The following is a 21934-nucleotide window of genomic DNA, read 5'->3' on the forward strand; positions in this document are numbered from 1 at the left end:
AACACGACGGAAATTAAGCCTTCGGCTTCGCTTCTTCGCGGCGGTTGAACCCGGCCACCATATCGAAGCGGAACAAGCGGCATTCCAGCGCGCCGTTGAAGAATGGCGTCTTGCGCGCTTCCTTCAAACGCAGCAGTTTAGGCAAGCCCAGGTCCGCAGTGAACAGGAACGCGGTCCAGCCGGCAAAGCGCTGCTTCAGGGTGGTGCCGAAGGCCGAATAGAACGTGGTCGCCAGTTCGTCTTCGCCCAGCGTACTGTCGCCGCGCACGCCGATACGCTCGCCGTACGGCGGATTGGTCAGCATGATGCCCGGCACGCTGGTCGGCGCCTGCACTTGCTGCGCTTCGATCTGCTTGAGCGGCACCTCGAACAGGATACCGGCGCTGCGCAAATTATGGCGCGTCATGGCCACCATGTCGCCGGAAATGTCGGAACCGAAAATCGTCGGCTCGGCCGGCAGCGGATTGGGCTTGATCGCGGTTTTCATGTCCATCCACGGCTGCGGATCGAAGTCATGGAATTTCTCGAACGCGAAACGGCGGCGCGCGCCCGGTGGAATGCCCTGCACCATTTGCGCGGCTTCGCACAGGATGGTGCCGGAACCGCACATCGGGTCGAACAGCGGCACGCCCGGCTTCCAGCCGGAGACGCGCAGCAAGCCCGCCGCCAGGTTTTCACGCAGGGGCGCGTCGCCGGTTTCATCGCGCCAGCCGCGCTTGAACAGCGCTTCGCCGGACGTGTCGAGATAGACGATGTACTGGTGCTGGTCGAGGAAGCCGACGATGCGCATGTCCGGCTCGCGCGTATTGACCGACGGCCGCTTGTTATACATGTCGCGGAAGCGGTCGCAGATCGCATCCTTGATCTTCAGCGTGGTGAACTCCAGGCTCTTCAAAGGCGATTTCACCGCCGTGACATCGACGCGGATGGTGTGGTCGGTGCCGAACCATTCTTCCCAAGGCTGTGCCAGGGTCAAGTCGTAGATATCGTTTTCATTCTTGTAGCCGCCGGCGGCCATGCGCATCAGCACGCGCGACGCGATGCGCGAGTGCAGGTTGACGCGGTACGCATCTTCCAGCGATCCGGAACAGTGCACACCGCCCGGCACCTGGTTGTGCACTTTCAGCGTGCTGCCAGGCAGTTGGGTGATTTCACCGAGTTCTTCGGCCAATGCCGCTTCCATGCCGCGCGGGCATGGGCAAAAATAGGAAGCCATAGGGGAACCTTTTATCCGTTAATTGAAAACTACTGCTGGCGCCGCTTCCTGGGGTCAGACCCCAGGGTGTGACACATTCTGGTCAGAATGGCCGTACGATCACCAGGATTACGATGCCAACCAAGAGCAGCACCGGCACTTCATTGAACCAGCGGAACCACGTGTGGCTGCGCTGGTTCTTACCCATCTCGAATTTCTTGAGCAGGCTGCCGCACGCGTGCGAATAGCCGATTGCCAGCACCGCCAGCGTGATCTTGGCATGCAGCCAGCCCGGCATCTTGCCGCCGCCTTCCAGGTACAAGGTCCAGACCAGCCACGCACCCAGCAACACGGCCGGCACCGACAGCATCATCATGAAGCGGTACAGCTTGCGCGCCATCAGCAGCAACCGTTCGGTTGCCACGGTTTCCTTTTCCATCGCCAGGTTGACGAAAATGCGCGGCAAATAAAACATGCCGGCGAACCAGGAAATGACGAAGACGACGTGAAACGCTTTCACCCACAACATGCGTTGAGCCCTTTTTATTTGCGAATTTCGCCGTGGCCGAACACCACGTACTTCAGCGACGTCAGTCCTTCCAGTCCGACCGGGCCGCGTGCATGCAGCTTGTCGTTGGAAATGCCGATTTCCGCACCCAGGCCATATTCAAAGCCGTCCGCAAAGCGGGTCGAGGCATTGACCATGACGGACGACGAATCGACTTCGCGCAGGAAGCGCAGCGCATCCGTGTAGTCTTCCGTGACGATGGCTTCCGTATGTTTCGACGACCAGGTATTGATATGGTCGATCGCTTCATCGAGGCCGCCGACGACCTTGATGGACAGGATCGCCGCCAGGTATTCGGTGGCCCAGTCTTCTGCCGTGGCGTGCGCCAGGTGGGCATACTGTACTCCGGCCAGGATCGCGTGCGCCTCGGCATCGGCGCGCAATTCCACTCTCCTGGTGGCGTACAGCCTGGCCAGTTCCGGCAGCACTTGCGGTGCAATCGCACGGTGCACCAGCAGGGTTTCCATCGTGTTGCAGGTGCCGTAGCGGTGGCATTTGGCGTTGAAGGCGATATCGAGCGCTTTTTGCAGGTCGGCCCTGGCGTCGATATACACGTGGCAAATGCCATCGAGGTGCTTGATCATCGGCACCGTGGCTTCTTCCATCAGGCGCGCGATCAAGCCCTTGCCGCCGCGCGGCACGATCACGTCCACATATTGCGGCATCGTGATCAGGGCGCCGACCGCGGCGCGGTCCGTGGTGTCGACCACTTGCACGCCGTTTTCCGGCAGGCCGGCCCCAAGCAGGCCTTCCTTGACCAGCTTGGCCAGCGCGCGGTTGCAGTGGATCGCTTCCGAGCCGCCGCGCAAGATGGTCGCGTTGCCGCTCTTGATGCACAGGCCGGCGGCGTCCACCGTCACGTTCGGGCGGGCTTCGTAAATGATGCCGATCACGCCCAGCGGCACGCGCATCTGGCCGACCTGGATACCGGTCGGGCGGAATTTCATGTTCGAGATTTCACCAATCGGATCCGGCAGCGCGACGATCTGGCGCAAGCCTTCCACCATGGTTTTAATGGCGGCATCCGACAGCGCCAGGCGGTCCAGCATGGCCGGCGCCAGGCCGTTGGCGGCCGCCGCGTCCATATCCTGCTTGTTGGCGGCGCGAAGCAGCTCCGCTTCGCGTTCGATCGCTTCGGCGATCAGCAGCAGCGCGCGGTTGCGCTGCGCGGAATCGGCGCGGGCCATGGCGCGCGATGCGACACGCGCCTGCTGGCCCACTTGTTCCATGTACTGCTTGATATCCATTTCAAATCCTCAGTCGTCAACCACGTGCAACTTTTAGCGCCAATTGCAGCATCGCGTCCCAGTGGTCGCCCGCATAGGCTTTGGCGCGCAAGCCTTTGATCATCTTGTCGACCTGCGCCGCATCCTGCATCGCCCGTTCCAGGGTGGGCAGCGATATACGGCGCAGGGCAGGTTCCATCATGCGCTCGCGCGGTCCCCAGATGCGGTACTCCTTGAGCAACGCCCCCAGTGGCCGGCCTTGCGCCATTCCGGCCTTCAATTTTAGCAGCGTACGGATTTCCTCGGAGACCGCCCATAAAACCAGCGGCAAGGCTTCGCCTTCGCCCTTGAGCCCTTCGAGCATCCGTACCAGCCGCGCGGGATCGCCGGACAGCATGGCTTCGCTGAGTTTGAACACGTCGTAACGCGCCACATTGAGCACGGCATCGTGTACCTGCTCATAGGTGAGCTTGCCCGCTTCATGCAGCAAGCCCAGTTTCTGGATTTCCTGGTGCGCCGCCAGCAAATTGCCTTCCACGCGGTCGGCAATGAAATCAATGCTCTGGCGGTCGGCGCCCTGCCCCTGGGCGGCCAGGCGCGAACCTATCCACCCGGGCAATTGCGCCCGCTCGACATTCGGGATGTCGATATACACGGCAGCCTGCTGCAAGGCCGCCACCCAGGCGGCCTTTTGCGTCTGCCAGTCCAGCTTCGGCAACGTGATCAACGTCAGGTTGTCCGGGCTGAGGTCTTTCACGTAATTTTGCAGCGCCGCGCCGCCATCCTTGCCCGGCTTGCCGGAAGGGATGCGCAGCTCGATCAGCTTTTTATCGCCAAACAGCGACAGCGCCTGGTTGGCCGCCAGCAGTTCGCCCCATTTGAAGCTGCGCTCGACGGTCAGCACATCGCGCTCGGAATAGCCCTGCGCGCGCGCCGCGCGGCGGATCTTGTCGGCCGCTTCCAGCGCCAGCAAATGCTCGTCGCTGGTGATCACATACAGGGGCGCCAAGGTTTTCGCGACATGCGCGTCCAGCGCTTCCAGCCTTAACTGCATGTCATTCCTTTGGCGCCATCGACATCAGCGCCACCGGCTTGATGGCCGCCATGCGGCGCATCATTTGCTGCACCAGGTCGGTCTGCATATCCTTGTACAGCAACGCTTCTTCCTGCTCTTTCGCCAGCAATTGCGTTTCATTGAACGTGATCGGGCGGTTCAGCGAGATTTGCGTGGGCGCCAGCAATTCATTGCCCAATTTATCCCGCACGCGGAACATGATGGTATAGGTGAGCAAGTACTCACGCACACGGCCATTGCTGTTCAGCGACAGGATGGATTTGCTGCGGGTTTTTTCGGGATCGGTCAAGACCTCGATCACGCCATCGGCCAGCTTGGGGTCACCCACGACCTCGGTGCTGCCATTGGCGCGGATGTTGCGTTTCAAGTCGATCGCCAGCGGCGACGATTCCGGCAAGCCCACGTACATGGACGGGAATGGCAGCCGGTAATGGCCACCATCGCCGCGCAGGTGGAAGCCGCAGGCGGACAGGGAACCGGCCAGCGCTGCCGCCAGCAAGAACTTGCCCAGCGTGCGGCGGCCATTCGTGTGATTACCGGAATGCGTCGTCATAGCGTTACACCACGATGTTGACCAACTTGCCAGGCACCACGATGACCTTTTTCGGCGTGCCTTCGATGAACTTTTGCACGCTTTCCTCGGCCAGCGCCGCCGCTTCGATGGCGGCCTTGTCGGCAGCCTTCGGTACTTTGACGGAGCCGCGCAGCTTGCCGTTCACCTGGATCATCATCTCGATTTCCGACTGTTCCAGCGCGGACGCATCGACTTGCGGCCATGGCGCGTTCAGCAAGTCGCCGGCGGCCTTGGCGTAACCGAGTTCGTCCCACAGCACGTGCGTGATGTGCGGCGCCACCGGGTTCAGCAAGCGCAGGAAGATCGCGAAGCCTTCGGCGATCACCGCGTTCGATTCCGCCGAATCATCGAGCTTGGCCGACTCCAAAGTGTTCAGCATTTTCATGCAAGCCGACACCACGGTGTTGTACTGGATGCGCTTCAAGTCGTAATCGGCTTGCTGCAGGATCTTGTGGACTTCGCGGCGCAGGGTTTTCTGCGCATCGGTCACGGCATTGCCCACCAGCGCGCCGCCAACTGCGGCAATCGCGTTTTTCTGTGCATAGCCGAACGCCCACACGCGGCGCAGGAAGCGGTTCGCGCCTTCCACACCGGAGCCGGACCATTCCAGGGTCTGTTCCGGCGGCGAAGCGAACATCGTGAACAACCGGGCCGTGTCGGCGCCGTACTGCTCGATCTGGGCTTGCGGGTCGATACCGTTGTTCTTCGACTTCGACATCTTTTCCGTGCCGCCAATGTGCACCGGCTGGTTGTCCGCTTTCAGCAACGCGCTTTGCGGACGGCCTTTGTCGTCGGTGGTCAGTTCGATGTCGGCCGGGTTGTACCAGGTTTTCTTGCCGGCTTCATCTTCGCGGTAGTACGTTTCATTGAGCACCATGCCCTGCGTCAGCAGGTTGACGAACGGCTCGTCGAACTTCACCAGGCCGAAGTCGCGCATGACCTTGGTCCAGAAGCGCGCGTACAGCAAGTGCATGACCGCGTGTTCGATACCGCCGATGTACTGGTCCATCGGCATCCAGTAATCGTTGCGGGCATCGACCATCGCGTCGGCGCCCGGCGACGTATAGCGCATGTAGTACCACGACGAATCCACGAAGGTGTCCATGGTGTCGGTTTCGCGGCGTGCCGGCTTGCCGCAGCTCGGGCAGTCGCACTTCAGGAAGGCTTCATGCTTGTTCAGCGGGTTGCCGGTGCCGTCCGGTACGCAATCCTCCGGCAATACCACCGGCAAATCTTTTTCCGGCACCGGTACGGAACCGCAGGATTCGCAGTGGATCATCGGGATCGGCGTACCCCAGTAGCGCTGGCGCGAAATACCCCAGTCGCGCAGGCGGAACGTGATTTTCTTTTCGCCCAGGCCTTTGGCGGCCAGGTCGGCGGCCACCGCATCGACCGCGGCGGCGTAGTTCAAGCCATCGTACTTGCCGGAATTGGTCACGACCGAGACTTCCTTGTCGCCATACCATTCCTGCCATTCCGTGGCCGAGTATTCAGGCTGTTCAGCCGTGGTGATGACTTGCTTGATCGGCAGCTTGTATTTGTTGGCGAACGCGAAATCGCGCTCGTCGTGCGCCGGCACGCCCATCACGGCGCCATCGCCGTAGGTCATCAGGACATAGTTACCAACCCACACTTCCACTTGCTCGCCCGTCAGCGGGTGCGTGACGAACAGGCCGGTCGGCATGCCTTTCTTTTCCATCGTCGCCATGTCGGCTTCGATCACGGAACCCATCTTGCATTCAGCGATGAACGCTTGCAGTTCCGGCTTGTCCTGGGCGGCGTGCGCGGCCAGCGGGTGCTCGGCGGCCACGGCGCAGAAGGTCACGCCCATGATGGTGTCGGGACGGGTGGTGAACACATACATCTTGCCGTCCTGGATCAATGCGCCGTCGGCGCCCTTGATCTCGTGCGGGAACGCAAAGCGCACGCCGGTCGACTTGCCAATCCAGTTGGTCTGCATGGTGCGCACGCGCTCCGGCCAGCCTGGCAGCTTGGTGTCGACGTACTCCAGCAATTCATCGGCGTAGTCCGTGATGCGCACGTAGTACATCGGGATTTCGCGCTTTTCAATCGGCGCGCCGGAACGCCAGCCCTTGCCATCGACCACCTGTTCGTTGGCCAGCACGGTCTGGTCGATCGGGTCCCAGTTCACGGTACCGGTCTTCTTGTAAATGATGCCTTTTTCCAGCATCTTCAGGAACATCCACTGGTTCCACTTGTAGTACTCAGGCTTGCACGCGGTCATTTCGCGCGACCAGTCGATGGCCAGGCCCATCATCTCCATTTGCGAACGCATATGGGCGATGTTGGAGTACGTCCAGTTGGCAGGCGGCACGTTGTTGGCCATCGCCGCGTTTTCCGCCGGCATGCCGAACGCATCCCAGCCCATCGGCATCAGCACGTTGTAGCCGTTCATCCGCAGGTAGCGGTACATCACGTCATTGATCGTATAGTTGCGCACGTGGCCCATGTGCAGCTTGCCCGAAGGGTATGGCAGCATCGAGCAAGCGTAATACTTGCCTTTAGGGAAACGCGGGTCGTTTTCGACGGCCTTGTAGGCATCGATGGCTTTCCAGTGGGCCTGGGCGGCTTTTTCAACGTCGGCGGGACTATATTTATCTTGCATGATGGTTGCGGCCAGTAGGAATATTGGTGGATATTGATGAATATGAACCTTTCATTATACTGGTTCGCGCCCTCAGTTAGCACGCACAGTCATATACCCCATGGTCTACGAAGAAATCCCGCCGCATCCCCTGCTGCGCCGTTACGTCGCGTGCCTGTGGCGCAGTCATTCCGCCGGCGGCTTGCCGGGGGCGTCGCACCGGGTGTTGCCGGACAATTGCATCGATATCCTGTGGCAGGATGCCGGCCGGCCCGCCTTTGCGGTCGGCATGATGACACGCGCCATCCACGTGCCGCTGGGCGCGCCCGTGCGCACCGTGGCGGTGCGCTTCCTGCCCGGTGCGGCGGGCTGGTTTCTCGGCGTGCCGTTGCATGAACTGACGAACCTCGACGTGGCGGTGACGGAATTCCGTGCGTTAGGCGGCGTGGACCGGCTGGCGGAACTGCTGTGGCAGGACGGCATGGACGATACGGCGCGGCTGGCGCTGATCGAACAGCATTTATTGTCGCGCTTGCAAGTGATGGCATTGCCGGCGGGCCCGTCGCTGGTGGGCACGGCGCTGGCCATGCTCGATGGCAGCGGCGGCGCTGTGAGGATTGAGTCATTGGCCGATCAGTTAGGCGTGTCGCGCCAGCACCTGGCGGCGCAATTCCGCACGCACGTGGGCTTGTCGCCGAAACTGTACGCCCGCATCCAGCGCTTCCGCCGCGCGGCCGGGGCGCTGCGGGGCCCCGATCCGGCCGCGCTGGACTGGGCGCAATTGGCGCTGGACTGCGGTTATTTCGACCAGTCGCACTTGATCCGGGATTTTCGGGAGTTTGCCGACAGCACGCCGGAAGGATTCTGCGCGTGACTGGGGCCTGCGTCCCATTCAACCCTGTACGGTAAACGTTCTGGGATACCATCTGATTTGTTCTGATTTCGCCTTTTTTGAACTGGTTTTCCGAAAAACAGAGCAAAGCCAATGAAATCAGACCATTTCAGACGACATTACAGTCGGTTTACCAGACAGGCGGCGGTGACAGGGCTCACCTGCATCACTTTCCATTTTTCCAATCGCGCCCGCCGGCGGCGTGGCATCATGCCTGCATTGCAACCTTTTCAGGAGACTCAAGATGATCAACGGCCTGCGCACCGTCAAGTACCCCGTCAGCGACCTGGATAAAGCCAAGTCGTGGTACACGGAAGTGTTCGGCACGGCGCCCTACTTCGACCAGCCGTTCTATGTGGGTTTTGCCATCGCCGGCTTTGAACTCGGTCTGGTGCCGGATGGCGAACCCGGTGTGGCCGGCTGCTGCGCGTACTGGGGCGTCGATAATATTGAAGCGGAAGTCGAGCGCATCACCGGGTTGGGCGCATCCGTGCATGCGGCGATCCAGGATGTCGGCGAAGGCATCAAGGTGGCGGAACTGGCGGACCCGTACGGGAACTTGCTGGGGTTGATTTATAACCCGCTGTTTAAATTGGAAGACGTGCGCTGAACCAGGTTCACGCGGCATCCGATAGCGGCACATCCGGCGGCGGGAACGCTGCCTTGAACGTGAACGCAGCTTCGGTGGGACCATTTGCCCGCAACAACTCCAGCCTGGCGATGGCGTCCGCCACACTGGGGCGGTGACCGGCGGGCACCCACCACAACACCATATACGCTTCCCGCATCCGTTCAAACCATTCCTGACGGCGGCGCATGATTTCCACATGCGCCGCACCGTACACATAGCTGTTCAGCGCCTCGACATCGCTCCAGACCGACATATTGACCAGCGTATCCTCGCCCATCGGGCGCACCGCCGTGGCATCCCCCTCTTCCGTTTGCAAGCGCCAGATAAAGCCGGGCGATGCCTCGGCCAGGGCATTGATACGATCCAGATTGGCCACGAAATCGGCCATGCCTGGCGATTCCAGTGACTCCTTCATGACGGCGATGTTCAGTTGGGCGAGTTCATAAGCGGGCATAGCATCTCCTGTGGTTGCATTAAAAATAACATGCTTTACCACCCTGGCGCCATTGCCAATTCATGGTAATATACGTTTCATATACACTTCATATATAACTCATACTCCATGGGCATCGTAAAAATCTCCGACCAGATGCATGAAAACCTGCGCATCGCGAGCACGGCACTGAACCGTTCGATCAATGCGCAGGCCGAGCACTGGCTGCGTATCGGCTTGCTGGCCGAAACCAATCCCGACTTGCGCTACAGCGACATCTGCCAGATGTTGATGCGCACCGCCTCCAGCGAAGGCGGCCTCACCCTGGCGGACGCCATGGCGGGAGGCGTGCATGCGTAAGAAGAAAGACAACGCCATCCTGATCAAGACCCCCGCGCAAATCGAAGAAGCGCGCGTGGCCGCGAAATTGGCAGCCGATGTGCTGACCATGATCGGCCCGCATGTGCAGGGCGGCGTCAGTACCGAATACCTCGACAAACTGTGCCACGAATACATCGTCGACGAGCTGAAAGTCATCCCGGCCAATGTCGGCTATGGCGGCTTCCCGGCGTCGATCTGCACGTCCGTCAATGAAGTGATTTGCCACGGCATCCCATCGCCCAAACGCGTCTTGCGCGACGGCGACATCATCAATATCGACGTGGCCGTCATCAAGGATGGCTGGCATGGCGATACCAGCCGCATGTATTACGTGGGCCAGCCCTCGAAACAAGCCGAGCGTTTGGTGAAAACCACGTACCAGTCGATGTGGGCAGGCATCCGCGCCGTCAAACCGGGCGCGACCCTGGGTGACGTCGGCCATGCAATCCAGCAGTTGGCGGAAGAAGCGGGCTATTCCGTGGTGCGCGATTATTGCGGCCACGGCATCGGCCTGGTGTACCACGAAGAACCGGAAGTGCGCCATTACGGCCGCCCGGGCGCGGGCATGGTGCTGCAGCCAGGCATGCTGTTCACCATCGAACCGATGATCAACGCGGGCAAGCCGCAATCGCGCCAGATGCCTGATGGCTGGACCGTGGTGACGGCGGACCGGTCACTGTCGGCCCAGTGGGAACATATGGTGGCGGTGACGGAGACGGGGTTTGATGTGCTGTCGCTGGCGCCGGGGGAATCAGCGTAACGTCAGTTTCAGCGCCGGCTTCTCGCCATAATCTTCATAGCGCTCATTGATGCCGCCAATGCAATACGTGATTTCTTCGACGATGTCCGGCGCTGCCGCCTGCATCGCCGCGGCATCCTTGATGACGATTTCCAGCACTTCATTCGGCTTCAGGCGGAACTTGGTCATGCCGTCTTCATCGCGCAAGTAAGACAGGCAGTCGACCCACGCATCCATGGTGTCGCCATACGAATCGGGGAAACCGAATGCAACGCGGCATGCGCTGTGGAAGGTGGCGAAATCCTTGATTGCTGCGCCGTTCAATTCTGCGGTAGCCATTATTTTTTATCCTTGGGGTCGGTGACGAAGCCCATCTTTTCCAGGCCGCGCGCCTGCGCCGCCCCCATCACCTGGGCAACCGTTTCGTAACGGGTGTCCTTGTCGGCGCGCAGCTGCAATTCCGGCTGCGGCGCCATCTTCGCGGCTTCCTGCAGGCGCTGTTCCAGCACCGGCATCGTCACCGCCTGATTGTTCCAATAGAGTGCGCCGGCAGCGTCAATCGCCACCGTCACGGTGGCGGCCGGCTGTTGCGCCGCCTGCGCCTCGGCCTGCGGCAAGTCGAGTTTCACGGCGCCCGTAAACACCGGCGCGCCGAGGATGAAAATCACCAACAGCACCAGCATCACATCCACCATGGGCGTGACGTTAATGTCCGACATCGCTTCTTTTTGCCGGTGGTGATTGAATCCGCCGAACGCCATGTTCAGCCTTTCAAGTGGGCGCGGTCGCCCGTCGTCAGGTACGCATGCAAGTCGTAGGCAAACGCGTCCAGCTCGGACAGGGTCAGGCGGTTCACGCGGTTGAAGCCATTGAAGGCCAGCACGGCGGGAATCGCCACCATCAGGCCGATGCCCGTCATCACCAGCGCTTCGCCGACCGGGCCGGCGACCTTGTCGATCTGCACCGCGCCGCCGGACGACACCGCGCCCAGCGCGTGATAAATGCCCCACACGGTGCCCAGCAAGCCGACAAAAGGCGCCGTGGCGCCGATCGACGCCAGCAGGGTCAGCCCGCTCTCCAGCTTCATGGTGGAACGGTGGATGGCGCCGCGCAGCACGCGCGTCACCTGTTCGCTATAGCCCATTTCACCGGCTAGCGTATGGCGGGTGCCGACCGCCATTTGCGCTTCGCCCTGGCGCGCCAGGCCGACATAAATCTGTTCGGAATCGGTGGCCGCCAGCGCCGCCACGCCGTCGGCGATGGTGGGGGCGGACCAGAACGCATCGACCGCGCCCGCCGAACGGCGCACCCGCCATGACAGCAGCGCCTTGGACAGGATGAAATACCAGCTGACCAGCGACATCGCCAGCAAGGTGTACGCCACCGCGTGGCTCAGGGCATCGCCCTGCGCCCAGTAGCGCGCCAGGCTGAAATGATTTTCGACCAGGCCGGTATCCATTGATTACTTCAGGTTCAGCACGTCGTACATGTCGTACAGGCCGGTGCTCTTGTCGGCCAGGAAGCGGGCCGCGCGCAGCGAACCGTGCGCATACGATACGCGGCTGCTGGATTTGTGGCTGATCTCGATCCGCTCGCCGTCACCGGCGAACAGCACGGTGTGGTCGCCAATGATGTCGCCGCCGCGCACGGTGGCAAAGCCGATCGACGATGGATCGCGCGGACCGGTCACGCCTTCGCGCGCATAGACCGCGCACTCTTTCAAATCGCGGCCCACCGCGTCGGCAATCACTTCGCCCATCTTCAGCGCGGTGCCCGATGGCGCATCGACCTTGTGGCGGTGGTGCGCCTCGATGATTTCAATGTCATAGCCCGTCGCCATTTGTTTGGCGGCGAATTCCAGCAATTTCAGCGTGACGTTCACGCCCACGCTCATGTTCGGCGCGAACACGATGGCGGTCTTCTCGGCCGCTGCCGCGATCGCGGCCTTGCCGGCGTCATCGAAACCGGTGGTGCCGATGATGACCTTGATACCGTGGTCGGCGCAGTATTTCAAATGTTCCAGCGTGCCTTCCGGACGCGTGAAATCAATCAGGAACCCGGCGCCGGCCAGGCCCTTGGCCAAGTCCGATTCAATCGCCACACCGGCTGGTTTACCCAGGAAAGCAGCCGCATCGGTGCCGAGGCCGGGCGCGCCCGGCACGTCCAGTGCGCCGGCGAGCGTCATGTCCGGCGCTGCCTGCACGGCTTCGATCAGCATGCGGCCCATGCGGCCGCCTGCCCCTGCAATTGCGATATTCAACTGACTCATGATGTCCTTATTTCTTGTCGATCTTCGGCGTGACGTCGACCGGCTGCGCTGGCGAAGTATCCGTCCCGGCCGGCAATGGCGCGCCTTGCGCTGGCAATACCGTCTTTTGTTCCCTCAATACTTCTTTCGCGCTTTTGGCGGGATTGGCGATCAGGGCGATGTATTCCTTCTCGGTCGGCAAATTGCCGCCTTCGAAGCGCTCGACTGTACCGTTCTTGAAATGGACCACCACGGCGCTTTCGATGACTTCGCCATTGCCACGCGCCAGGCGGAACGGGTAGTCCCAACGGTCGGCGTGGAAGATGTCCGTCAGCAGCGGCGTACCCAGGATAAAGCGCACCTGGTCACGCGTCATGCCGACTTTGAGTTGCTGCAGCATTTCCTCGGAAATGAAGTTGCCTTGCTGGATGCTCGGGCGGTACGGGGAAAAGAACCACATGAACTTTTGCAGCTGGCTGATGGTCCTCACTTGCGCGCCCTGGCTGGCGACGACAGTCGAGTCTTCCTTCGTATCATTCGCGCCCAGCTTATTGGTGGACGCGCAACCGCCTACGGCGAATGCGACGCAAATCATGCCCGCAATCACGGGTGTACGGCGTTTCAAACGGTGCAACAGGGACTGCGGTAAAGCCAGGGTGACGCGCATAAGGACCTCAATTCATTTGAGCATAAGTGCCAAAACACTATATGATAAAGCACTTTGCCCCCCAACCGAGTAAGAAACATGAGTAACAATCCTGCAGACCTGAAGGCAAGCGGCCTGAAAGCGACCTTGCCGCGTCTGAAGATCCTCGACATTTTCCAGAACAGCCCGGTGCGTCACCTGACGGCGGAAGATGTCTACAAGATTTTACTGGCTGACAACATGGACGTGGGTTTGGCCACGGTCTACCGTGTCCTGACCCAGTTCGAACAGGCCGGCCTGCTGCACCGTAACCATTTCGAAACCGGCAAGGCGATTTTCGAATTGAACGCCGGTACGCACCATGATCACCTGGTATGCCTCGATTGCGGTCGCGTGGAAGAGTTTGTCGATGAAGAAATCGAAAAGCGCCAGCATTCGATCGCCGAGGAACGTGGCTTCCACATTGCGGAACACGCTCTGGCGATTTACGGTAATTGCACCAAGAAGGAATGTCCGCACCGCCAGCACTAAGCACGGCGGCGGATGAAAAAACCGGGCTCATTAGCCCGGTTTTTTACATCTTCTTACACTTAATTGTTGCTCAGCGCATTCGACAACAGCTTGGCTGTAATGTCGACGATCGGAATCACCCGCTCATACGCCATGCGCGTCGGCCCAATCACCCCGAGGGTGCCGACGATCTTGCCGTTGGCTTCATAGGGCGCCGTCACCACGCTCATTTCATCCATCGGCACCAGGTTCGATTCGCCGCCGATGAAAATCTGCACGCCGGAGGCCTTGCTCGAGACGTCGAGCAATTGCATCAGCCCGGTCTTTTGCTCGAACATGTCGAACATCTGGCGCAGCGACGTCATGTTCGACGACAGGTCGCTGACCGACAGCAAGTTGCGTTCGCCGGCAATCACCATGTCTTCCGCACTCTCGGCCATGGCTTCGCTGCCCGCCTCCACCGCCGCCTGCATCAGCCGGCCCATATCGCTTTGCAACTGGCGCAATTCGCCTTGCAGGCGGGTGCGCACATCGTCAAAGGCCAGGCCGCTGAAATGCTGGTTGATGTAATTGGCCGATTGGATCAGCTGGGCCGGCGTGTAATCCACGTCGGTCAGCAGCAAGCGGTTTTGCACGTCGCCGCCTGGGCCGACAATCACCAGCAAGATGCGCTTCTCACCGAGCCGCAGGAATTCGATTTGCTGGAACACGGATTCATGGCGCGGCGTCATCACCACGCCGGCGAATTGCGACAGCGACGACAGCATTTGCGCCGCATTGGCAATGAGTTTTTGCGGCTGCTGGTGCTGCAGGCGCATGCGCGATTCAACCGAACTTTCATCGATATGCTGCACCGTGAGCAAGGTATCAACAAAGATGCGGTAGCCGCGCGGGGTCGGAATCCGGCCAGCCGACGTGTGCGGACTGGCCACATAGCCCATCTCTTCCAGGTCGGCCATGATGTTGCGGATGGTGGCCGGAGACAATTCCAGCCCTGAAATCTTGGACAGCGCGCGCGAGCCGACCGGCTGGCCGTCAGCAATATAGCGTTCCACCAGCGCTTTCAGCAGGGTTTGGGCACGGATATCGAGTTGCATGTTTCTAAACTTCCAAGCTACGCATGTTTGCGCCTCATTGAGGCGCCTGAGTGATTCGCCTATTATGCACGCAGCCACAGGCCGTGGCGAAAATCATTGTTCCAGGTGCGCTTCCAGCCACGCCAGCAATTCATCAAGCGTGGAGCATACGGCATCGGGCGCAATGCCCAGTTCCACGTGGGCGCGACTCCCGGTGCGGTTCATCCAGACGGCGCGCAAGCCGGCTTTTTGCGCCCCTTCCACGTCGAACTTCAAGTCATCGCCGACATACACGGTTTCGTGTGGCGCCACGCCCAGCGCGGCGCAGGCGGCATGAAAAATCGCCGGGTCCGGCTTGGCGGTGCCGAAATCGCAGGCCGCCAGCGATACCTTGAAATGGTGGGCCATGCCCACGACTTCCAGGTCGGCGTTGCCATTGGTGACGGTGCCCAGCACCAGCCGGTCTTTCAGCTTCAGCAAACCGGGCAGCACGTCGTCATACGGCGTCACGGCATTGCGGGCCGCCAGGAAGTGGCGCATCGCGCCATCGATGTGCGCCACATCTTCGCCCGCTTCGGCAAATGCGGCTTCCAGGCCCAGTCGGCGCAATTGCGCCAGGTTGAAATGCAACTGCGGCTGCTGCGCCAGCAGCGCCATGCGGCGCGCGCGCAGGGTCTCGATGGAAAACTGTTGCGCGACTTTCGGGGCGTGTTCCGCCAGCCACGCGTGCAGGGTGGCTTCGGCCTGCGCAATCACCGGGGCGATCGGCCACAGCGTGTCGTCGAGGTCGAACAGGATGGCTTTGATGGGAGGTGCGGGATTCATTTGGGTATTGTCGCATGCCGGGCGGCGGCGGAAATCAGGGCGGCCCATGGTAAATTAGCGGATTGCCCCTCTGGAGCCGCCCTTGCCCACGCTCTTCCCTCTTAGTGCCCAACTTGGCGCCCCACCCGGCGCCCTGCCCGCCTTATTGGTCCCGCTGGTCCCGCTGGCCCTGCTGGCCGGCTGCGCCGTGCCGCCCACGGCCACGCCGCCCGCCGAACTCACGGCCTACGTCATCATGGGCGAACAGGGCGCGGCCATGGCCCGGGTGGTCACCCCCGCCGCCAGTTGCCCGGCGTTGACCGTGGATGGCAAGCCGCTGGCCATGACTGTGCGCGCCCTGCCCGCCACCATGCCGCTGCGGCCGACCGCCTCGAAACCGGAGGAAAGCAAACCGTCGGCGTTCCCGCTGCTGACCTGCGAAGCCACGCTGCCGGCCGGCGCCCTGGCCGCCAGCGTGCAAGGCCAGGCGCTGCCGGTGCCGCGCGCCGCGCCGCGGCGCATCGCCGTGCTGGGCGATACCGGCTGCCGGATGAAACAAAAGGATAACGAGTTCCAGGAATGTAACGACCCGCAGCGCTTCCCGTTTGCCACGGTCGCCGCCGCTGCCGCCGCGTGGAAGCCGGACCTGGTCGTGCACGTGGGCGATTACCACTACCGCGAAAACGCCTGCCCGGAAGGCAATGCCGGCTGCGCAGGCAGTCCGTGGGGCTATGGCTGGGATACCTGGAACGCCGACTTGTTCGCGCCTGCCGCGCCGCTGCTGAAGGCGGCGCCATGGGTCGCGGTGCGGGGCAACCATGAAAGCTGCGAACGGGCCGGCCAAGGCTGGTGGCGTCTGCTGGACCCGCGTCCGCTGCTGCCGGGCCGCGACTGCAACGCGTCCACCGATGACAGCCGGGGCGACTACAGCGATCCCTATGCGGTGCCGCTGGGCGGCGACGCGCAATTGCTGGTAATCGATACCGCCGCCACCACGTGGAAAGGCTTCAAGCCCGGTTCGACCGGCTATGAAAAATACCGTGACACGTACCGCAAGCTCGATGCACTGTCACAGCGAGCCACGTGGAATATCGGCCTGACGCATCACCCTATCCTCGGCGTGGGTGCGGACCGCAAGCCCAATGGCGACTATGACTGGCACAAGGGCGACCTGGGCTTGCAGCAAAGCTTTGGCTCGATCAACCCGCGCCTGCTGCCCGATAAGGTGCAAGCCATGCTGTCCGGGCACGTACACCTGTGGGAACAACTGAGTTTTTCCAGCGGCCACCCGAGCCAGTTCATTGCCGGTTTTTCCGGTTCGGCGGAAGATACGATCCCCCTGCCGGCCGTGCTGCCGCTTGACGCCATGCCGGCGCCCGGTGTCACGGTCGAACATTTCAGCTCCTGGATCGACGGTTTCGGCTTCATGGGACTGGAGCGCAGCGGGCCGGGCGACTGGAATGTGACAGTGTTCGACCGCCATGGACAGATAAAAAACCGCTGCAAGATCAGCGGCAGACGCTCCGTGTGCGACGTGGCGCAGGTAAAATAGCCGGTTTGGTCACAAGCTGTTACAAGTTCAATCTTGTGGATGCACTAGAATAGGCGCCGTTTGCGTGCGCCACAATGCCGCCACACCCCGGCCTTCCGGCCTTTGTTTTGGAGAGTTTGATGAAGAGTTTGACTATGCGTTGCGCCGCCCTCACGCTGTGCGCAACCACGCTGGCGGCATGCGGTGGCGGCAGCGGCGGCAGCATTCCCCTCAGTGGCAGCATTTCGGGCCTGAACCGCGGCGGCCTGGTCCTGACCAACAAGGGCAAGGATCTGACCCTGACGGCAGCCGCCGCCACCTTCACGTTCGCCGAACTGGTGGCGAACGATTCGGAATTTGAAATTCTCGTGAAAACCAACCCGGTCGGCCAGGTGTGCACGCCATCGAATAACAAGGGCCGCGCCAACTACTATTCGTACACGCAGACCATCATCACCTGCACCACGGACCTGTACACGCTGGGCGGCACCGTCAACGGCCTGAAAGGCGCCGGCCTGGTGCTGGCCAACGGCTCGATCACGGTCGCGGTGCCGGCCAACGCAACCACGTTCACCTTCGGCAAAACCGTGCCGAATAAGCTGCCCTATGGCATCACCGTCCTGGCGCAGCCTGCCGGCCAGACTTGCTCGGTGCAAAACGGCGCCGGCGAAGAAATGTCGGTCGGCGATAAAAACGACGTCATCATCACTTGCATTTGAAAGTAGAGCATCCCATGAAAGCAATCCCTGTGCGCAACGCAGCTGCGCTGGCCCTGCTGCTGGCGCTGGGCGCCTGCGGCGGCAAAGCGTCGTTTGAACTGACCGGCAACCTGGTGGATACCTTCGAGCAGCCAAAACCGCTGGCCAATGCCGGCCTGGTGCTGGCCAATGGCGACCAGCGCCTGAGCGTGCCGGTCGGTGCGACCACCTTCAAATTCGCGAACACGATTTCGTACGGCACGGAATACGCGATCACGGTGTCGCAGCAGCCGAACCATATGAAGTGCACGTTCACCCGGGGATCGACCGGCGCCGCCGGCCGCACCGCCACCATTTCCGCCTACCTGGTCTGCCTGCAAAACTCGTACACGGTGGGCGGCATCGTCAAAGGCCTGGGCACCGATTCGCTGAAACTGGTGAACGGCACCGATACGCTGGAAATCACGCAAGCCAAAACCGACTTCACGATGCCAAGCGAAGTGCCGGACGGCACCGTGTACGGTGTGACAGTGCTGAAGCAACCGGTCGGCCAAACCTGCACGGTGGCCAACGGCACCGACGTGATGGGTGAAGCGCCACGCAATAACATCGTGGTCACCTGCGTGAATAACTGACCGGATATTCAGGGGGAGAATGGCTGGTATGGCCAAAATAAATTGGCCACACCGTTAAGACCGCAGCATAATGAATCCGTCTCCTCCACTTCTTCACAAAGAAATGGATTCAGCCCGCTCCCGTAGCGGGCTTTTTTTTATGCAGTGGGTTTCAGCAGGTTCGCCAGCGCCACGTAGCCTTCCAGCGGCACGGTTTCCGGACGGTCGGTTGGCGTCACGCCGGCGGCGATGATTTGCTCTTCCGTGAACATGCCGGACAGGCAATTGCGGATCACCTTGCGGCGCTGCGAAAACGCTTTGGCCACCACGGCTTCCAGGGTCGCCTGGTCGCACGGCAGCGGATTGGCGACCGGGATCATGCGCACAATGGCCGAATCGACTTTCGGCGGCGGATCGAACGCGTCCGGCGGCACGATGAACAACAGCGTCATGTGATAGCGCCACTGCAGCATCACCGACAAACGGCCATAGGTCTTGCTGCCCGGTTCCGCCACCATGCGCTCGACCACTTCCTTTTGCAGCATGAAGTGCTGGTCTTGCACGCCGGCCGTAAATTGCGCCAGGTGGAACAGCAGCGGGCTGGAAATGTTGTATGGCAGGTTGCCGACCACGCGCAGCTTCTGGCCTTCCGGTACGGGGATCGAGCCGAAATCAAACTTCAGCGCATCGCACGAATTGACCGTCAGGCGCTCGCGCGGGTACTGCTTTTCCAGGCGCGCCACCAGGTCGCGGTCCAGTTCCACCACGTGCATGTGCTTGACGGAGCGCAGCAGCAAATCCGTCATGGCAGCCAGGCCCGGACCGATTTCCACCATGGCGTCATTGGCTTGCGGGTTGATCGAGTCAATGATGTGGCCCAGGACATTGTCGTCCTGCAGGAAGTTCTGGCCGAAGCGTTTGCGTGCGATGTGTTTCATGTTCTTCAGTCTTATTGGTTGTTGCGGGCGGCCAGCACGGCATCGGCCATGGCCACCGCCGTGGTGATGGCTTCCATCATGCTGCCGTGGTCGGCGTGGCCCAGGCCGCGCGCCGCCAGGTCCAGCGCGGTGCCGTGGTCGACCGAGGTGCGGATCAGCGGCAAGCCCAGGGTAATGTTGACGCCCCGTCCAAACGTGGCGTATTTCAGCACCGGCAAGCCCTGGTCGTGGTACATGGCCAGCACGCAGTCGGCGTCTTTCAGGTATTTGTGCTGGAACAGCGTATCGGCCGGATACGGGCCGGTGGCGGCAATGCCGCGCGCCTGCGCGGCGGCCACCGCCGGTCCCACCACGTCGATATCTTCGCGGCCCAGGTAACCATTTTCACCCGCGTGCGGATTCAGCCCGGCCACGAGAATGCGCGGCGCGGCGATGCCGAATTTGGTCTTCAAGTCATGGGCCAGGATGTCGAGGATCGCGCCCAGCCCTTCCTGCGTGAGCGCGCCCGCCACGTCTTTCAGCGGCAAGTGCGTGGTGGCCAGCGCCACCCTGAGCGGTGGCGCATCGGCCGGGGCGAACGGCTGCCCCGCCAGCATCATCACCACCTGCCGGGTATTGGTTTGATCGGCAAAGTACTCCGTGTGGCCGGAAAACGGCACGCCGGCATCGTTGATGGTACTTTTTTGCAGCGGCGCCGTGGCCACGGCTTCGAACCAGCCGGCCTCGATGCCTTCAATCGCGGCATCGAGTGTGGCCAGCACGGCGCGGCCGTTTTCCTTGTCGAGGATGCCGGGTTTGACGTGGGCCGAGACAGGAATGTCGATGACGGTGATGCGGTCCGGCCCGAAATGCGGCACGCCGCCATTGCGCACCGCCATCAGCGACAGCGAAGAAACGCGGATGGCCGGATCGATGTCGGCCGCCGTCATCGCAAGGAAGGCGGCATCGCCCAGCAGCACGCAATGGACTTGCTCGCGCAACGCCCACGCTGCGCGGATGGCGATTTCCGGGCCGATGCCGGCCGGTTCGCCGCACGTGACGGCAATCGCAGGACGCGCTCCACGGCGCCGGTTGTTGAATTGGGCGCTCATGGAACGTTCCCTCCCTGTCTTATTTTGTTTCTTTCAAGTCTTCCGCGCGGTACTCGACGTAGGCACGATCCCGCACCTGGCGTTGCCAGTCTTCGTTCGCTTCCTCGGTCTTGCGTTCGCGGATCGCATTGCGGGCCGCATTGCGTTCTTTTTCCTTCGACACGTCTTCCGTTTTGCGCTCCAGCACTTCGATCAGGTGGAAGCCAAAGTTGGTTTCCACTGGCTGCGACACTTCGCCCAATTTGAGGCCATTCATGGCGGCTTCGAATTCCGGCACGGTATCGCCTGGATACAGCCAGCCCATGTCACCGCCCTTGCTGGCCGAACCATCGTTGGAGAACAGGCGCGCCAGTTCTTCAAACTTTGCCGCCTTGTTATCCAGGCGCTCTTTCAATTCCGTCAGCTTGCGCTTGGCGTCCGCCGCAGGCACCGCCGGCGTCACCTTGATCAGGATGTGGCGCGCGCGGGTTTGCTGCACGGAAGCCGCCGCCTGGGCTTCGGCCACGCTGCGCTTGTCCACCAGCTTGATGATGTGGAAGCCCGACACGCTCTTGATCACTTGCGTGGTCTGGCCCGGCTTCAGCTTGGACAGGGCTTCGGCAAAGACCGGCGGCAGGCGGTCCGCCGTACGCCAGCCCACTTCACCGCCTTTCAGCGCATCGGACGAATCCGAATAGGTGGCCGCCATCTTGGCGAAGTCGCCGCCCACGCGCAGCTGGCGCATCACTTCATCGGCGCGCGCCTTGCGCTGCGCAATGACTTCCGGCGAAGCGTTTTCCGGGATACGCACCAGGATTTGCGAAATGTTCATTTCAAACTGTTCGGCCGCGGCAGCTTTTTCCAGCGCGATGTGGGCATCGACTTCAGCTTCGGAAATATTGATCTTCGCATCGACTTCATGTTCGCGCAGGCGCGTCATGATGATTTCTTCGCGGATCTCTTCGCGGAACGCGGCAAATGTCGTGCCGTCCTTTTCCAGCTGGTTGCGCATCTGCTGCACCGTCAGCTTTTGCTGTTCGGCGATGCGGCTGATGGTGCGGTCCAACTGGTTGTCATCGACCCGTACGCCCATTTCCTTGGCCAGCTGCATTTGCGCGCGTTCGACGATCATGCGTTCGAGAATCTGGCGCTGCAAATCGGCTTCCGACGGCAACTGCACGTTTTGCGCCTTCATGCGCTGCATCACGGTTTTCACCCGCTCCGTCAATTCTCGACGCGTGATGACGTCTTCATTCACCACCACGGCGATCGAATCGACCGCCGTGTTGTTGGTCTGGCCGACCGGCACTGGCGGAGTAAAACCTTTGCTTTGCGCCGCTGGCGCAGCAGCCTGCGGGTTTGCAGCCTGGGCCAGAGCTTCCCCGGAAGCGCCGGCGGCGAGTGCGCACAGCAGGGCTGCGATCTTCAGTTGGTGCATACGGGCATTACGCATAAAAGTGACGCTCATGTGGTTCATGGA

At 61.5% G+C, this 21934-nt stretch carries 25 protein-coding genes; 8 read left to right on the forward strand and 17 right to left on the reverse strand.

The annotated features are described in order from the left end of the window. Nucleotides 1–13: 13 nt before the first annotated feature. The 6 genes from AC1RRC_RS15395 to leuS all read right to left on the reverse strand — a co-directional run bounded on the left by AC1RRC_RS15395 (nucleotide 14) and on the right by leuS (nucleotide 7264). Nucleotides 14–1216, reverse strand: a complete 1203-nt coding sequence (locus AC1RRC_RS15395) for a THUMP domain-containing class I SAM-dependent RNA methyltransferase (RefSeq protein ID WP_493056360.1) — start codon at nucleotides 1214–1216, stop codon at nucleotides 14–16. Between the two features lie 82 nt (nucleotides 1217–1298). Next, nucleotides 1299–1724, reverse strand: coding sequence for a CopD family protein (locus AC1RRC_RS15400; RefSeq protein ID WP_493056361.1), 426 nt, complete (start codon nucleotides 1722–1724; stop codon nucleotides 1299–1301). A gap of 14 nt (nucleotides 1725–1738) precedes the next feature. Continuing rightward, complete coding sequence (locus AC1RRC_RS15405; protein ID WP_493056362.1) at nucleotides 1739–3010, reverse strand: glutamate-5-semialdehyde dehydrogenase; 1272 nt, start codon at nucleotides 3008–3010, stop codon at nucleotides 1739–1741. A 16-nt stretch (nucleotides 3011–3026) separates the two neighbouring features. After that, complete coding sequence (gene holA, locus AC1RRC_RS15410; protein ID WP_493056363.1) at nucleotides 3027–4043, reverse strand: DNA polymerase III subunit delta; 1017 nt, start codon at nucleotides 4041–4043, stop codon at nucleotides 3027–3029. 1 nt (nucleotide 4044) lies between these two features. Then, a complete protein-coding gene (locus tag AC1RRC_RS15415; RefSeq protein WP_493056364.1) occupies nucleotides 4045–4617 on the reverse strand; it encodes an LPS-assembly lipoprotein LptE in 573 nt (190 codons plus the stop codon). Nucleotides 4618–4621: 4 nt separating this feature from the next. Further along, on the reverse strand, nucleotides 4622–7264 hold the full coding sequence (leuS, locus tag AC1RRC_RS15420; protein ID WP_493056365.1) for a leucine--tRNA ligase: 2643 nt from the start codon (nucleotides 7262–7264) through the stop codon (nucleotides 4622–4624). 100 nt (nucleotides 7265–7364) lie between these two features. Here leuS and AC1RRC_RS15425 point away from each other — a divergent pair, with 100 nt between their 5' ends. Then, nucleotides 7365–8117 (forward strand): DUF6597 domain-containing transcriptional factor, encoded by a 753-nt coding sequence (locus tag AC1RRC_RS15425; protein WP_493056366.1) that lies wholly within the window; start codon nucleotides 7365–7367, stop codon nucleotides 8115–8117. A 262-nt stretch (nucleotides 8118–8379) separates the two neighbouring features. Next, complete coding sequence (locus tag AC1RRC_RS15430; protein WP_493056367.1) at nucleotides 8380–8745, forward strand: VOC family protein; 366 nt, start codon at nucleotides 8380–8382, stop codon at nucleotides 8743–8745. Nucleotides 8746–8752: 7 nt separating this feature from the next. On the opposite strand, the gene AC1RRC_RS15435 is transcribed toward AC1RRC_RS15430, so the two are convergent. Beyond that, a complete protein-coding gene (locus AC1RRC_RS15435) occupies nucleotides 8753–9220 on the reverse strand; it encodes a DUF3291 domain-containing protein (RefSeq protein WP_493056368.1) in 468 nt (155 codons plus the stop codon). A 108-nt stretch (nucleotides 9221–9328) separates the two neighbouring features. On the opposite strand from AC1RRC_RS15435, the gene AC1RRC_RS15440 reads away from it, so the two are divergent. Both AC1RRC_RS15440 and map read left to right on the forward strand, forming a co-directional pair. Further along, the gene (locus tag AC1RRC_RS15440) at nucleotides 9329–9559 is read left to right on the forward strand and encodes a ParD-like family protein (protein WP_154380003.1); all 231 of its coding nucleotides are present in this window, start codon (nucleotides 9329–9331) and stop codon (nucleotides 9557–9559) included. Beyond that, nucleotides 9552–10340 (forward strand): type I methionyl aminopeptidase, encoded by a 789-nt coding sequence (map, locus tag AC1RRC_RS15445; protein ID WP_493056369.1) that lies wholly within the window; start codon nucleotides 9552–9554, stop codon nucleotides 10338–10340. Before AC1RRC_RS15440 ends, map begins: the two co-directional genes overlap by 8 nt. Here the strand turns inward: map and AC1RRC_RS15450 are convergent. The 5 genes from AC1RRC_RS15450 to AC1RRC_RS15470 are packed head-to-tail and all read right to left on the reverse strand — an operon-like array spanning nucleotide 10332 to nucleotide 13234. Next, nucleotides 10332–10658 carry a barstar family protein gene (locus AC1RRC_RS15450; protein ID WP_493056370.1) on the reverse strand — a complete coding sequence of 109 codons (327 nt, stop codon included), beginning with the start codon at nucleotides 10656–10658 and terminating at the stop codon, nucleotides 10332–10334. The genes map and AC1RRC_RS15450 overlap by 9 nt on opposite strands. Further along, on the reverse strand, nucleotides 10658–11080 hold the full coding sequence (locus AC1RRC_RS15455; RefSeq protein ID WP_493056371.1) for an ExbD/TolR family protein: 423 nt from the start codon (nucleotides 11078–11080) through the stop codon (nucleotides 10658–10660). Before AC1RRC_RS15455 ends, AC1RRC_RS15450 begins: the two co-directional genes overlap by 1 nt. Before the next feature lie 2 nt (nucleotides 11081–11082). Further along, nucleotides 11083–11778 (reverse strand): MotA/TolQ/ExbB proton channel family protein, encoded by a 696-nt coding sequence (locus AC1RRC_RS15460; RefSeq protein ID WP_493056372.1) that lies wholly within the window; start codon nucleotides 11776–11778, stop codon nucleotides 11083–11085. Nucleotides 11779–11781: 3 nt separating this feature from the next. Beyond that, nucleotides 11782–12588 carry a 4-hydroxy-tetrahydrodipicolinate reductase gene (dapB, locus tag AC1RRC_RS15465; protein ID WP_493056373.1) on the reverse strand — a complete coding sequence of 269 codons (807 nt, stop codon included), beginning with the start codon at nucleotides 12586–12588 and terminating at the stop codon, nucleotides 11782–11784. A gap of 7 nt (nucleotides 12589–12595) precedes the next feature. Continuing rightward, nucleotides 12596–13234 carry an outer membrane protein assembly factor BamE gene (locus tag AC1RRC_RS15470; RefSeq protein WP_493056374.1) on the reverse strand — a complete coding sequence of 213 codons (639 nt, stop codon included), beginning with the start codon at nucleotides 13232–13234 and terminating at the stop codon, nucleotides 12596–12598. A gap of 78 nt (nucleotides 13235–13312) precedes the next feature. Between AC1RRC_RS15470 and fur the strand changes: the two genes are divergently transcribed. Next, the gene (gene fur / locus AC1RRC_RS15475; protein ID WP_493056375.1) at nucleotides 13313–13744 is read left to right on the forward strand and encodes a ferric iron uptake transcriptional regulator; all 432 of its coding nucleotides are present in this window, start codon (nucleotides 13313–13315) and stop codon (nucleotides 13742–13744) included. Between the two features lie 59 nt (nucleotides 13745–13803). Here the strand turns inward: fur and hrcA are convergent, their stop codons facing one another. Together hrcA and AC1RRC_RS15485 are read right to left on the reverse strand one after the other, a co-directional pair. Then, nucleotides 13804–14820 (reverse strand): heat-inducible transcriptional repressor HrcA, encoded by a 1017-nt coding sequence (hrcA, locus tag AC1RRC_RS15480; RefSeq protein WP_493056376.1) that lies wholly within the window; start codon nucleotides 14818–14820, stop codon nucleotides 13804–13806. A 93-nt stretch (nucleotides 14821–14913) separates the two neighbouring features. Further along, the gene (locus AC1RRC_RS15485; RefSeq protein WP_493056377.1) at nucleotides 14914–15624 is read right to left on the reverse strand and encodes an HAD family hydrolase; all 711 of its coding nucleotides are present in this window, start codon (nucleotides 15622–15624) and stop codon (nucleotides 14914–14916) included. Between the two features lie 82 nt (nucleotides 15625–15706). Here AC1RRC_RS15485 and AC1RRC_RS15490 point away from each other — a divergent pair, with 82 nt between their 5' ends. The 3 genes from AC1RRC_RS15490 (at nucleotide 15707) to AC1RRC_RS15500 (ending at nucleotide 18467) form a co-directional block, all read left to right on the forward strand. Continuing rightward, a complete protein-coding gene (locus AC1RRC_RS15490) occupies nucleotides 15707–17155 on the forward strand; it encodes a metallophosphoesterase (RefSeq protein WP_493056378.1) in 1449 nt (482 codons plus the stop codon). Nucleotides 17156–17274: 119 nt separating this feature from the next. After that, nucleotides 17275–17853: a hypothetical protein gene (locus AC1RRC_RS15495; protein ID WP_493056380.1), complete on the forward strand. Its 579-nt coding sequence runs from the start codon at nucleotides 17275–17277 to the stop codon at nucleotides 17851–17853. A gap of 14 nt (nucleotides 17854–17867) precedes the next feature. After that, nucleotides 17868–18467 (forward strand): hypothetical protein, encoded by a 600-nt coding sequence (locus tag AC1RRC_RS15500; RefSeq protein ID WP_493056381.1) that lies wholly within the window; start codon nucleotides 17868–17870, stop codon nucleotides 18465–18467. 137 nt (nucleotides 18468–18604) lie between these two features. Here the strand turns inward: AC1RRC_RS15500 and rsmA are convergent, their stop codons facing one another. Genes rsmA through AC1RRC_RS15515 form a run of 3 tightly spaced genes read right to left on the reverse strand, consistent with a single transcriptional unit; the run spans nucleotide 18605 to nucleotide 21892 of the window. Beyond that, nucleotides 18605–19384, reverse strand: a complete 780-nt coding sequence (gene rsmA / locus AC1RRC_RS15505; RefSeq protein WP_493056382.1) for a 16S rRNA (adenine(1518)-N(6)/adenine(1519)-N(6))-dimethyltransferase RsmA — start codon at nucleotides 19382–19384, stop codon at nucleotides 18605–18607. 11 nt (nucleotides 19385–19395) lie between these two features. After that, a complete protein-coding gene (gene pdxA / locus AC1RRC_RS15510; RefSeq protein WP_493056383.1) occupies nucleotides 19396–20475 on the reverse strand; it encodes a 4-hydroxythreonine-4-phosphate dehydrogenase PdxA in 1080 nt (359 codons plus the stop codon). Nucleotides 20476–20494: 19 nt separating this feature from the next. After that, nucleotides 20495–21892 carry a peptidylprolyl isomerase gene (locus tag AC1RRC_RS15515; protein ID WP_493056384.1) on the reverse strand — a complete coding sequence of 466 codons (1398 nt, stop codon included), beginning with the start codon at nucleotides 21890–21892 and terminating at the stop codon, nucleotides 20495–20497. Between the last annotated feature and the right edge of the window lie 42 nt (nucleotides 21893–21934).

Source organism: Pseudoduganella sp. GW821-FHT12E03 (assembly GCF_058807115.1).

What these genes read in the sequence shown, in the direction of transcription:
- AC1RRC_RS15395 (WP_493056360.1), bottom strand. Translation starts at nt 1,216, where the DNA reads ATGGCTTCCTATTTTTGCCCATGCCCGCGCGGCATGGAAGCGGCATTG.
- AC1RRC_RS15400 (WP_493056361.1), bottom strand. Translation starts at nt 1,724, where the DNA reads ATGTTGTGGGTGAAAGCGTTTCACGTCGTCTTCGTCATTTCCTGGTTC.
- AC1RRC_RS15405 (WP_493056362.1), bottom strand. Translation starts at nt 3,010, where the DNA reads ATGGATATCAAGCAGTACATGGAACAAGTGGGCCAGCAGGCGCGTGTC.
- holA (WP_493056363.1), bottom strand. Translation starts at nt 4,043, where the DNA reads ATGCAGTTAAGGCTGGAAGCGCTGGACGCGCATGTCGCGAAAACCTTG.
- AC1RRC_RS15415 (WP_493056364.1), bottom strand. Translation starts at nt 4,617, where the DNA reads ATGACGACGCATTCCGGTAATCACACGAATGGCCGCCGCACGCTGGGC.
- leuS (WP_493056365.1), bottom strand. Translation starts at nt 7,264, where the DNA reads ATGCAAGATAAATATAGTCCCGCCGACGTTGAAAAAGCCGCCCAGGCC.
- AC1RRC_RS15425 (WP_493056366.1), top strand. Translation starts at nt 7,365, where the DNA reads ATGGTCTACGAAGAAATCCCGCCGCATCCCCTGCTGCGCCGTTACGTC.
- AC1RRC_RS15430 (WP_493056367.1), top strand. Translation starts at nt 8,380, where the DNA reads ATGATCAACGGCCTGCGCACCGTCAAGTACCCCGTCAGCGACCTGGAT.
- AC1RRC_RS15435 (WP_493056368.1), bottom strand. Translation starts at nt 9,220, where the DNA reads ATGCCCGCTTATGAACTCGCCCAACTGAACATCGCCGTCATGAAGGAG.
- AC1RRC_RS15440 (WP_154380003.1), top strand. Translation starts at nt 9,329, where the DNA reads ATGGGCATCGTAAAAATCTCCGACCAGATGCATGAAAACCTGCGCATC.
- map (WP_493056369.1), top strand. Translation starts at nt 9,552, where the DNA reads ATGCGTAAGAAGAAAGACAACGCCATCCTGATCAAGACCCCCGCGCAA.
- AC1RRC_RS15450 (WP_493056370.1), bottom strand. Translation starts at nt 10,658, where the DNA reads ATGGCTACCGCAGAATTGAACGGCGCAGCAATCAAGGATTTCGCCACC.
- AC1RRC_RS15455 (WP_493056371.1), bottom strand. Translation starts at nt 11,080, where the DNA reads ATGGCGTTCGGCGGATTCAATCACCACCGGCAAAAAGAAGCGATGTCG.
- AC1RRC_RS15460 (WP_493056372.1), bottom strand. Translation starts at nt 11,778, where the DNA reads ATGGATACCGGCCTGGTCGAAAATCATTTCAGCCTGGCGCGCTACTGG.
- dapB (WP_493056373.1), bottom strand. Translation starts at nt 12,588, where the DNA reads ATGAGTCAGTTGAATATCGCAATTGCAGGGGCAGGCGGCCGCATGGGC.
- AC1RRC_RS15470 (WP_493056374.1), bottom strand. Translation starts at nt 13,234, where the DNA reads ATGCGCGTCACCCTGGCTTTACCGCAGTCCCTGTTGCACCGTTTGAAA.
- fur (WP_493056375.1), top strand. Translation starts at nt 13,313, where the DNA reads ATGAGTAACAATCCTGCAGACCTGAAGGCAAGCGGCCTGAAAGCGACC.
- hrcA (WP_493056376.1), bottom strand. Translation starts at nt 14,820, where the DNA reads ATGCAACTCGATATCCGTGCCCAAACCCTGCTGAAAGCGCTGGTGGAA.
- AC1RRC_RS15485 (WP_493056377.1), bottom strand. Translation starts at nt 15,624, where the DNA reads ATGAATCCCGCACCTCCCATCAAAGCCATCCTGTTCGACCTCGACGAC.
- AC1RRC_RS15495 (WP_493056380.1), top strand. Translation starts at nt 17,275, where the DNA reads ATGAAGAGTTTGACTATGCGTTGCGCCGCCCTCACGCTGTGCGCAACC.
- AC1RRC_RS15500 (WP_493056381.1), top strand. Translation starts at nt 17,868, where the DNA reads ATGAAAGCAATCCCTGTGCGCAACGCAGCTGCGCTGGCCCTGCTGCTG.
- rsmA (WP_493056382.1), bottom strand. Translation starts at nt 19,384, where the DNA reads ATGAAACACATCGCACGCAAACGCTTCGGCCAGAACTTCCTGCAGGAC.
- pdxA (WP_493056383.1), bottom strand. Translation starts at nt 20,475, where the DNA reads ATGAGCGCCCAATTCAACAACCGGCGCCGTGGAGCGCGTCCTGCGATT.
- AC1RRC_RS15515 (WP_493056384.1), bottom strand. Translation starts at nt 21,892, where the DNA reads ATGCACCAACTGAAGATCGCAGCCCTGCTGTGCGCACTCGCCGCCGGC.